9 protein-coding genes are annotated in these 10,958 nt (G+C 46.2%); 3 read left to right on the top strand and 6 right to left on the bottom strand.

Features of this window, described 5'->3' with window-relative positions; translation table 11 throughout:
* Positions 1-152: 152 nt before the first annotated feature.
* Complete coding sequence (locus RDP42_RS12100) at positions 153-2,459, bottom strand: patatin-like phospholipase family protein (protein ID WP_308763890.1); 2,307 nt, start codon at positions 2,457-2,459, stop codon at positions 153-155.
* A gap of 127 nt (positions 2,460-2,586) precedes the next feature.
* Between RDP42_RS12100 and RDP42_RS12095 the strand changes: the two genes are divergently transcribed.
* Both RDP42_RS12095 and RDP42_RS12090 read left to right on the top strand, forming a co-directional pair.
* On the top strand, positions 2,587-3,456 hold the full coding sequence (locus RDP42_RS12095; protein WP_308763889.1) for a PepSY-like domain-containing protein: 870 nt from the start codon (positions 2,587-2,589) through the stop codon (positions 3,454-3,456).
* A gap of 177 nt (positions 3,457-3,633) precedes the next feature.
* Entirely contained in the window at positions 3,634-4,137 is a 504-nt protein-coding gene (locus RDP42_RS12090) for a thioredoxin family protein (RefSeq protein ID WP_308763888.1), read from the top strand.
* 123 nt (positions 4,138-4,260) lie between these two features.
* Here the strand turns inward: RDP42_RS12090 and dapA are convergent, their stop codons facing one another.
* Both dapA and ligA read right to left on the bottom strand, forming a co-directional pair.
* The gene (gene dapA / locus RDP42_RS12085) at positions 4,261-5,154 is read right to left on the bottom strand and encodes a 4-hydroxy-tetrahydrodipicolinate synthase (protein WP_177863740.1); all 894 of its coding nucleotides are present in this window, start codon (positions 5,152-5,154) and stop codon (positions 4,261-4,263) included.
* Positions 5,155-5,270: 116 nt separating this feature from the next.
* Positions 5,271-7,271: an NAD-dependent DNA ligase LigA gene (ligA, locus tag RDP42_RS12080; RefSeq protein ID WP_308763887.1), complete on the bottom strand. Its 2,001-nt coding sequence runs from the start codon at positions 7,269-7,271 to the stop codon at positions 5,271-5,273.
* Between the two features lie 74 nt (positions 7,272-7,345).
* Here ligA and trmD point away from each other — a divergent pair, with 74 nt between their 5' ends.
* Positions 7,346-8,026: a tRNA (guanosine(37)-N1)-methyltransferase TrmD gene (gene trmD / locus RDP42_RS12075; RefSeq protein WP_022353701.1), complete on the top strand. Its 681-nt coding sequence runs from the start codon at positions 7,346-7,348 to the stop codon at positions 8,024-8,026.
* A gap of 120 nt (positions 8,027-8,146) precedes the next feature.
* Here trmD and RDP42_RS12070 read toward each other — a convergent pair whose 3' ends face one another.
* From RDP42_RS12070 to RDP42_RS12060, 3 genes are all read right to left on the bottom strand, one after another.
* The gene (locus RDP42_RS12070; protein ID WP_308763886.1) at positions 8,147-9,274 is read right to left on the bottom strand and encodes a Fic family protein; all 1,128 of its coding nucleotides are present in this window, start codon (positions 9,272-9,274) and stop codon (positions 8,147-8,149) included.
* 227 nt (positions 9,275-9,501) lie between these two features.
* Positions 9,502-10,383, bottom strand: coding sequence for a hypothetical protein (locus tag RDP42_RS12065; RefSeq protein WP_308763885.1), 882 nt, complete (start codon positions 10,381-10,383; stop codon positions 9,502-9,504).
* Positions 10,384-10,520: 137 nt separating this feature from the next.
* Complete coding sequence (locus tag RDP42_RS12060; RefSeq protein ID WP_308763884.1) at positions 10,521-10,796, bottom strand: hypothetical protein; 276 nt, start codon at positions 10,794-10,796, stop codon at positions 10,521-10,523.
* Positions 10,797-10,958 lie beyond the last annotated feature (162 nt).

The raw sequence follows: 10,958 nt of genomic DNA, 5'->3' as shown, positions 1-10,958 counted from the left end.
CGCGACAGGATTCAAACCTGTAACCGGCTGATCCGTAGTCAGCTACTCTATTCAGTTGAGCTACGCGGCCATGTCCTTTTTGTTTGACGGGTGCAAAGGTATGGAGTTTGTGTGAAATATCCAAATCTTTCACTGACTTTTTTTCGATAAAATTACTCCATAAACCGGCCTCCAAATATCTGCCAGCCCAATGTAATGCCCAAATTCCAGTTGTTACTTGGTGAGCTGTAGTGATTTAAGTAGGCGCTGATGGAGCCGAATGGAAGGCGGGCCACAACCTCCAGTTCGCCTAAATATTCGAACTGAGAGAATACTTTTCCGTAGTAAGCTTTATATCCGTCTTGTCGGATCGGAAAAATTGGGGCAAATCCGTACATACACAAGCGGATTTGGAAAATATTGGCAAACTGGTATATCGGACTCACTCCTATTCCTACAAACTGATTGGCTCGAAATGCTTCATTGTAAGTAATTCGGCTGTGAGCGGTCGGTGCGAATTCTCCGGCCTGCATCATCGTAGCCCGATAATTGTGGCTGAAGTTCCGCGAAGAGTAATACGCTTTCAGGTACGTGCCCAAAGAGAAATGTGTACCCAAGTTATGGTATTTTTCCAGCTCGTAAGAAATTTGCAGCCACGACTGGATATATTTGTAGTTCTCTGTATAGGCAGGGTCTTCCATGCCGGGATAATAGCGTTCCACGCCCGTGTAGATATGCGCTGCGAGCCTTTCCCTACGTCCAGCTGTGGCAAACTGTTTGCTGTTTAAGGTATTCCCATCCAACGCCACGGAGCCTCCGAAAATCGTGTATTTGCTGGCATCCCGCACATCCGACGTGAAGTCGATGACATTGGTCTGGAAATACTGGTCTTCCAAATGGCCGAGTCCGATGCCGAATTCTGCTTTTTGTCGGCTCAGAAAAGGCATGGATACAAACATCTTGACATATTCTTCCTTCTGCTTGTTGAATATGGGCGTATTGCCCTTGCTCAGCAGTTTTTCCTGTTTCAGGTAGTCGAAGGTCGACAAGGAAGCCACAAGTCTGTAGGAAGTTGGTAACCGCGTCGGCAAATCGATGCGGCCGGAGATTTGCAGGTTGTTGTAAATCTGTCCCAGTTGTCCGTCCAGTGAGAATTCCTTCGAATAATTGTTCAAGCTGTGGTAAGTAGCTCCTACGTACACCTGATTCGCTCCGTTAGACCCCACATTGCCGCCTACTCTGATAGAAAGGTTATCTTTCATCTTGACCTGCAGGTCGAGGGTGAAATCGTTTTCGTAAGGATCATACACAGCATGTGGCAGGATTTCTGAAATCATGTTGTCGGACGACATGAGTCGGAAATATCCTTTCCGTAGTTCCTCCAGCGAAAATGTACCGTCGTCGTCAAGATGGAACTCTTTGCGGATATATCTTTTCTGCTGGTCGTTGGCTCCGTGGATGAGAATGTTGCGGAAACGCAGTTCGGGCATCTTCTTTTTGAAAGCGAGCCGTTCCTTTTCCAGCAGCCGATGGTCCATACGCCGGGAAATTCGGTTCTTGATGGAGTCCATCAGCTGGATGGTACGGTTATAGCCGATGTCATGCAGTTCGTCAAAGCGGTCGAAATCCATCAGGCTCACGTCGTCGTACTTGAAAGTCATGAGGATGCCCATGGAATCGGGTACGGAATAGTCTGTCTTTTGCATGATCATGCTTTCTAGCTGTCCGATGATATCACCTTCCTGTGGCTTTCCAGGGTTGGAGCTGACCACACTGCCGATGATGATGTCGGGATGGAAGTCCTCCATCATGATGTTCACCGGGAAGTTGTTGTAGATTCCTCCGTCATAGGCCAACACGGAGTCGATTTCGATGGGCTTGAACATGCCCGGAAAGCTCATGGAAGCTCGTACGGCATCACCAAGGTCCCCATTCTTGAAGATGATGGGACGCTTGTTGTACACGTCGGAAGCTACACAGCGAAACGGTACAAACAGTTCGTTGAAGTTCCCTTTGCAGGCCGCTGTGGCCTGTCCGAACAATTCAACGAAGGCCAGGTTCATCTGCAACGGGTCGACTACGCTCGACGGCAGGAACTGCGTTTTCACCTTGTGCAGTGGATTCTTCAGCGATACACGGATGTTGATAAACTCTGGCGTGGGTGGATTCCGTTTGAAATAATAAATGTATTTTTCCTGGATGCCTCCCGAGTACCATCGCTTGAAATCGTCCGACTTGATGAGCTTTTCCATGTCGTCCGGCGAGTAGCCCATGGCATAAAGTGAACCGATGATGGCTCCCATGGATGTTCCTGTAATGTAGTCAATCGGAATGTTGTTTTCTTCCAAGGCACGGATGATACCGATGTGGGTCAGTCCTTTCGCCCCGCCCCCACTGAGCACCAGTCCCACTTTTTGGGCAGATGCTACGGAAACAAGCAGACAGAAAAGAGCAGTCAGGAGGCAGTATATTTTTTTCATGCAGTGAATGTTCCAAGTTGTGTACCTCAAATATAGGCATATTTTTTCATCTTCGGGGAAAATTTCAAATTCTTTTCAGAATCAGGTGTAATCTTTGCCACAGATAAATGAAAAAAGGACATAGGTTATGAAGAAATTTGCATTCTGGGCCATGATGACACTAAGTGTGGTCGGCCTGACAAGCTGTGATAAAGACGACGATCATGTACAAGTATCAGCTGACCTTCAAGCGGCTTTTGATAGCAGATACCCCAATGCTTCCCGTGTGGATTGGGAACAGAACGGTGGGTTCTATGAGGCCGAATTCATGGGCAACGGGCTTGAGAACAAGGCTTGGTTCACTCCCGACGGCGCATGGGTGATGACGGAATACGACCTTCCGTTCAACCAGCTCCCGCAAGCTGTATTGGATGCCTTTGCAGCCAGCACTTATGCTTCTTGGCGGGTGGATGATGTAGACATGATTGAAAAGAACGATATGAGTGTGATTTACGTCATCGAAGTGGAATCGGGAGAACGGGAATATGAACTCACTTATTTGGAAGACGGTACGCTGCTCCGTGAGAATACGGAATGGGGCGAACATCTGCCGGCAGCTCCTGGGCAGACGTCAGAAGTGAAATCGCTGGTGATGGAGAAATATCCGCAGGCTGTGATTCTGGATATTGAGGAAGACCGGAGAGGCATCGAAGTGGAAATCCGTGATGGAGGTCGGCAGAAAGAGGTGTTCTATCAGCAGGATGGCAGCGGAGTACTCTCCTGGGTGCATACCACTTATGAAATCGGCCGCTACGAAATGGATACCCTTCCCGAGGAAGTGCGTCAGGCGCTGGCTGAACTCACCGGTAGTGGCATGCGGGTGGACGACGTGGATTATTTTGAGACTGCCGACGGAAATTATTACCGTATAGAAGTGGAAGACAGGGATGTAGATAAATATGTATATGTGGCCGAAAACGGAGAAATGTTACAGATGAAACTTAAAAATTATGCTTAAAAACATAAAATAATAGGCTCATTTGCATCTTTTCGGGAAATAAACCGTATATTTGCACCGGATTTCCCAGATTCACGTGGCGGAAGGGACCTCCTGTTCCGCCACAGAAGTAATGTTCCGGGCAGGAAATCACTGTAAGGACACAGTACCGGATAGTATTAACTAAAATCAAATTACATGCTCAAAAATGTAAAGTGGTTTTTTGTTGTATTAGTATTCAGTTCCTTGATTTCTCTGTCATTTGACAAGAGAAATACTCCCACCGAGAAACTTCCCGTCGGAGCACAGGCTCCGGAGTTAGTACTCGGAAATGAAAAGCAGCCGCTCAGCCTGCAAGCCTCCAAAGGCAATTATATTTTGCTGAGCTTTTGGGCCAGTTACGATGCCGCATCACGTACTCGCAATGCCAGATTGCATCATGTGGTTTCGGACGATGCCCGTGTTGAGATGATTTCCATTTCGTTCGACCGCTATCCGTCGGTTTTCCGGACGGCAGTCAAGCAAGACGGTATCAATGATAACGTCTATCAGGAAATGGAGGGTGAGAATTCAGAGATTTTCAAGTCGTACGACCTGAAGCACGGTTTAATCAACTGCCTTGTAGATGACCGCGGGGTGATTGTCGCAAAGAATGTGAGCCCCTCTGAACTGGCATCACTGCTGCACACAGCCAAAGGCTGATGCCCGCCCCTTACAGAAGATGACATGGATACAACAAAAAGCAAAGAGATTTCAAATCCCTCCTCGGTTTTTGAAATCTCTTTTTATTTTGCGTGTATGTGAAGGTGCAGGGAAACTTCCCTTTTAGCACCTTACTTTCAGTTCGTCCAGAATGCGGCGCATCTGCTCGTAGGTGGTGATGCGCGTGGGCACCAGCGGCAGACGCAGGCGGTTTTCAATCATGCCCATCATACTGAGCATGGCCTTCACACCAGCCGGGTTACCGTCGACGAAGAGCAGCTTGAACAGCTCCGTAAACTTGTGGTGGATGGTCAGCGCATTACTGTAGTCGCCCGCCAATGCCAGACGCGTCATGCGGCTGAACTCACGTGGGAAAGCGTTTCCGATGACCGAGATGACTCCCACGGCCCCCAGTGTAATCAGCGGGAAGGTGATACCGTCGTCGCCCGAAATCACGTCGAAATTCTCAGGCTTGTTCTTGATGATGTCGTCCATCTGCGAGATGTTGCCTGAAGCCTCCTTGATGGCCACGATGTTCTTGAAGTCTCTCGCCAGCCGCAGAGTCGTTTCGGCTGTCATGTTCACGCCCGTACGTCCCGGCACATTGTAGAGCACTACCGGAAGATTGGTTGCTTCGGCGATGGCTTTGTAATGCTGGTAAATACCTTCCTGCGAAGGTTTATTGTAGTAAGGAACGGCCACCAGTACGGCGTCCACTCCCGTGAAGTCTTCGTTTTTCAGGGTGTTGAGCACGGTCTGCGTACAGTTGCTGCTGATACCCAGCAGGATGGGTACACGGCCGTTGACGCGTTCTATCACCACCTTCTTGATTTGTCTTTTTTCTTCTTCTGTCAGTGTCGGTGTCTCAGCGGTGGTTCCCAGTACACAAAGGAAATCCACCCCGTTTTGTACCTGATATTCAACGAGTCTTAACAACGCCTCATAGTCCACGCTGCCGTCGTTCTTGAAGGGAGTAATCAGAGCCACCCCCATTCCTTTCAGTCTTCTTGCTATCATAAATGAAATATAAACGCTTTAACGAGTGTACAAAAGTACGAATATTTTCAACTTAACCTATATCTTTAATCGTTTTTTTGCCTTTTATAAATAATTTGTAAAGAAATGATAGTTTCTTACTCACCAATCATTCCGAGAAACTCTTCTTCGTTGATGATGCGGATTCCGAGTTTCTGTGCTTTCTCCAGCTTGCTGGGACCCATGTTTTCTCCGGCCAGGATGAAACTGGTCTTCTTGGAGATGCTGCCCACGTTCTTTCCACCGTGTTTTTCGATGAGCGCCTTGTATTCGTCGCGCGAATGGTGGGCAAATACCCCGCTGATAACGATGGATTGGCCTTGCAGCTTGTCGGTCTGTCCGGCTGTTTCTTCTTCGCTTATGGCCATCTGCAGTCCGGCTTCACGCAGGCGTTCAATCAGCCGCAGGTTCTTCTCGCTGTGGAAATAACGGAGGATGCTCTGCGCAATCTTCTCGCCGATTTCGTCCACGTGAATCAGGTCGTCCAGTGTGGCCGCCTTCAGCAGGTCAATGGAAGGGAACGCCCGTGCCACCTTCTTGGCTACGGTTTCGCCCACAAAGCGGATGCCCAAGGCAAAGAGTACCCGTTCATAGGGCACGGTCTTTGATTTCTCTACTCCCTGAATGATGTTCTCGGCCGATTTCTCGCCCATGCGGTTCAGTCGGCAGATGTCGGCTGCCTTCAATGTATAGAGGTCGGCCACGTCATGAATCAGTCCCTCCTGATAAAACTGGTCAACCGTCTCCGGGCCCAGTCCCTCGATGTTCATCGCGCGGCGGCTGATGAAATGCTCGATGCGTCCCTTGATTTGCGTGGGACATCCGTCCTCGTTCGTACAGTAGTGGGCCGCTTCGTCTTCGTAGCGCACCAGCTTGCTGCCACACTCCGGACAGTGCGTGATGAAGGTCACCTTCTCGCTGGCTGCCGGACGCGCGTCCTTGTCCACTCCCGTAATCTTTGGGATGATTTCACCTCCCTTTTCCACGTACACCATGTCGCCCAGGTGCAGGTCGAGCGCCTCTATGATATCGGCATTGTGGAGCGAAGCCCGCTTCACCACCGTTCCTGAGAGCTGCACCGGTTCCAGGTTGGCCACAGGAGTAACCGCTCCCGTACGTCCCACCTGATAGGTCACCTTCAGTAGTTTGGTGCATGCCTGCTCCGCCTGGAACTTGTAGGCGATGGCCCAGCGCGGCGACTTGGCTGTATAGCCCAGGTTACGCTGCTGGCGCAGGGAGTTTACCTTCAGCACGATGCCGTCGGTCGCTACCGGCAGGTTCTTGCGTTCCAGGTCCCAGTAGTTGATGAAGTCGAATATCTCCTCCAGCGTACGCACTTTGCGCATGTGCGAGGAAATCTTGAAGCCCCAGCGTGCGGCCTCCTGCAAGTTCTCGTAGTGGCCGTCGTGCGGGAGTTCTTCGCCTAATAGATAATATAGGTATGCGTCGAGTTTGCGCGAAGCCACCACGGCCGAGTTCTGCGACTTGAGTGTACCCGATGCCGCGTTGCGCGGGTTGGCAAACAACGGTTCCTCACGTTCCTCCCGTTCGCGGTTCAGTTCCTCGAACACCGTCCACGGCATCAGAATCTCGCCACGGATTTCAAACTGGCGGGGATAGCCTTCGCCCGACAGGCGCAAAGGGATGGAACGGATGGTCTTCACGTTGTCCGTCACGTCGTCGCCCCGCACGCCGTCGCCGCGGGTCACCGCCTGTACCAGCTGCCCGTCTTCGTAGGTCAGCGAGATGGACGTCCCGTCGAATTTCAGTTCACAGCAGATTTCGAAATCCTCGTTCAGCGCCTTCCGTACCCGTTCGTAAAACTCCCGGACCTCTGCCTCAGAATACGTGTTGCCCAGCGAAAGCATGGGATATTTGTGTTCCACCTGGCGGAACTCCTTGTTCAGGTCGCTGCCCACGCGTACGCTCGGCGAGTTCGGGTCGTAGTGTTCGGGATGTTTCGCCTCCAAGTCCTGCAGTTCGCGCATCAGGTGGTCAAATTCCTGGTCGCTGATGGTGGGGGCATTGAGAATGTAGTAGTTATGATTATGTGCGTGCAATTCTTCACGCAACTGATCGATTCTTTCTATTTCTGTCATGAGATTAAAGGGGAATGTTTTCATGCAAAAGTAGCAAAAATATTCGTACTTTTGCAAAAAACAATCGCAGACAAATGAGAATAGACATTATAACCGTATTGCCTGAAATGATTGAAGGGTTCTTCAATTACTCCATCATGAGCCGGGCACAGAAGAAAGGAATTGCCGAGATTCACATCCACAACCTGCGCGACTATGCGTACGACCGCTATCGCAAGGTGGACGACTATCCGTTCGGGGGATGTGCGGGCATGGTGATGAAGATTGAGCCGATTGACCGTTGCATCTCTGCGCTGAAGGCGGAACGGGATTACGACGAGGTGATTTTCACGACGCCCGACGGGGAGCAGTTCAACCAGAAGATGGCGAACACATTGTCGTTGTCGCAGAACCTGATTATCCTGTGCGGGCATTTCAAGGGCATCGACTACCGTATCCGCGAGCATTTCATCACGAAGGAAATCAGTATCGGCGACTATGTGCTGACGGGCGGTGAGCTGGCGGCAGCGGTGATTGCTGATTCCATTGTCCGCATCATTCCGGGAGTGATTTCCGACGAGCAGTCGGCACTGTCCGATTCGTTCCAGGACAACCTGCTGGCTCCTCCGGTGTACACTCGTCCGGCGGACTACAAGGGCTGGAAGGTGCCCGACATCCTGCTGTCGGGGCATGAAGCGAAGATTCGTGAATGGGAGTTCCAGCAGTCGCTCGAACGGACGAAGCGTTTGCGTCCGGATTTGCTGGAAGAGAAATAAATGAGACTTGTCTTGTGACGGACCTTTTCGGAAATGGAATGACGGTGGGTGATTTCATTTCCGAAAAGTTTCTATATGATAGATGGAAAGAGGCTTACGGCTGAAGGCGGCCGGGGAGATTTATTTATCCAGCGTATTTCCTCCCTCCTCTTTCAACAAGTAATTAGTACTTCTTCCTCCATCGGAGGCTGCTACCAGCACCCCTTTGTCTATAAGGTCGGTAATATCTCTTAATGCAGTAGCTTGCGAGGCTTTGGTTATTTTTGCCCATTTAGAGGTGGTGAGTTTCCCTTCAAAGCCATCCCAAAGCAGATTGACCATTTTTACTTGCCTTTCGTTCAGGGATATTTCTCTGTGCCGTTGCCAAAATGAAGTCTTTTGTATTACGCGTTTCACCGTTGCTTCTGAACGGCAGATGGCCGCTTTCATAATCTGCAAAAACCAATTTAGCCAAACAGTGATATCCGTTGAGCCAGTCGTAGTCTTTTCCAGTATTTCGTAATAGGATTTTTTTTCACGGAGGATTTCGGCAGACATACTGTAAAACCTGAGCGGGAATCCGTCGGCTCTTGCCAGCAACATATCGGTGAGGGTGCGGGTAAGGCGTCCGTTGCCGTCATCAAAAGGATGGATGGCTACGAACCACAGATGGGCTACAGCAGCTTTCAGTACCGGGTCTATGTCGGTCTCCTTGTTGAACCAATCCAAAAACTCATCCATCATTCCAGGCACAGCCTCTGAAGGAGGAGCTTCGTAATGGACCTTTTCTTTTCCCATGGCGCCGGAAACAATCTGCATAGGTTCATCTCCCGTTCGGTAAGCTCCGACTTGTATAGGATAAATTCCACTCCGTCCTGTCGGGAATATGGCGGCATGCCAGTTGAACAGCCTTTCATGAGTCAGTGGCTGGTCGTTGTTCCTGACGGCATCCATCATCACTTGTACCACTCCTTCAGTGTAGTGGTCGGGATAAGGCAATCCAACTGTCTCTATTCCCAAGTGTCGGGCAATAGATGAACGTACCTTATCTGAGTTTAGTATAACCCCTTCAATCTCCGAAGAGCGTAGCACGTCTTCCGTCATTACATTCAATGAGGTACTGCTTTGGATATCGAAGCCTAAACTGCTCATCATTCCATGGATTTTCCCTTCCAAGTTTCGTACCTCGGAAAGTAAAATGATAAGTTCCGAATCATTCCACGTGAAATTCGGCCATGCGGTATGCTGCCATATATAGATGGGTCTCATATTTGTTTTGGTTTACTTGCAAAAATAGCGTTTTGACGCGAATAAATCAATTATTCTCGTCAAAATATGACGAGAATAGCGTAGGTAATCCAATCTTTTTTATAGAAGATAGATTCAAATACATTAGTTGGTTGTTAGCTTTTTTCATTCCAATTTTACAGTTTTGTCCGCCTCTTCTTCCAATTTTAAAATGCTTTGTAATCAATTAGTAAATTAATATCAGATATCTATAAATTTAGTAAATACATATAAAAATCATTCAGGTCCGTATTGCTTCCTGAGAATAAAAGAGTCTCTAATTTTTCCTTTTTGTTGATTCCTAGTGATTTGATTATTTCTTTCCATCTACTATCGCAAAATACAATATCACAGTATGGTAAAGATGACGATATTCTTCGTATATCAATTAAATCATTTTTCAACTTAATATTTTGTCTTTTCGTATATTCTGAGAAGAAAATAAAGGGATATAAAGTACTGCGAATTTTTAATGTAGGATACATGTTGAATCCATTAGTATAAATATCTTCTTGTAATTTCATAAAATCTTCTAATTCAAAATTAAAATTATCTTTTAAGGATTTACAAATAATATAGTAAAAGGAGTTGGATGGTTCTTTTGACAGGAATTTCTTTATTGAATCTATAAATTTAAAGATTTCATTTTCTGATAAAATTTTTGTGACTTTAGTAATGTTGGTTTGTGTGCATTCAATAGGTAGAGTTGGTATATAAATATTCTCAAAAGTTGAATATAGCATTGATTTTAAGTGACTATTTAACTCTTTAGAAGTAAAATCATATTTAGGATATAAGAATTGTACAGAAGTTATTTCTTTTATGTTTTTAGCTATTTGTTGGCAGATAATTTGCTTTATATCATTCAAAAAGCAGTTATCTAATAATTCAGAAATGAGTTTATAGTTTTCATCAATGCCAATACTATTTCTTTGAGATGTTTCAAATATAGTTTCAGGCGAGGTGCAACAACAGATTTTATTTTGTTTTTTAAGTTGCAATAGAATATTTAATATTTTACTCCAATCTTCGTTTTTCTTAGCGTTAGACAATCCACTGATTGCAAATTGGTCAAAATATATATATAGCATAATAAAATATTATAGATAATCACTAAACTCCTATTAAAACAAATATATTAACTTTTTTCTATATTCAACAAAAAAAATAGGGATAATTACTAAAGTGAATAATTCTTTTGTTACATTTCTCCTAAACTATTCTTCCTTTATAAATTATATTTATTAAATAACCATTTTTCAATTATATTTATTTCATTATCTTCCAAGTCATATAATTTATAAATGAGCTTATCTATTTGTGTAAGTTTCTCCATAAATAGTTTAGTATCATTTATTTTTAAAATAGAAGATACACATTCAACAATCTCTTTGAAAAATGTTGGGGAATGAAAGCTATGAGATATAGGAATTCTTTTGATATCTTCTATTCTTATTTGAGGATTTTTCCCTGCGGCTAATTTGATCCAACCTTTATTTAACATGTAAAATGTTATTAATTTTGAATTTATTATTCCTAATAAGCATAATAAATCTTTTTCGTTATCATTAGGGATATTAACTGTAAACAATGTATAGCCACAATGGTACTTAACGTGAGTTCGATATAAGATCAAAAGATAGTAAGTTGCCCGTCATTGATAAAA

The organism is uncultured Bacteroides sp., assembly GCF_902472605.1.
In the GTDB taxonomy this organism is placed as follows: Bacteria; Bacteroidota; Bacteroidia; order Bacteroidales; family Bacteroidaceae; genus Phocaeicola.
Note: the sequence above shows the minus strand (reverse complement) of the source record. Positions and strands in the feature narration are given on the sequence as shown.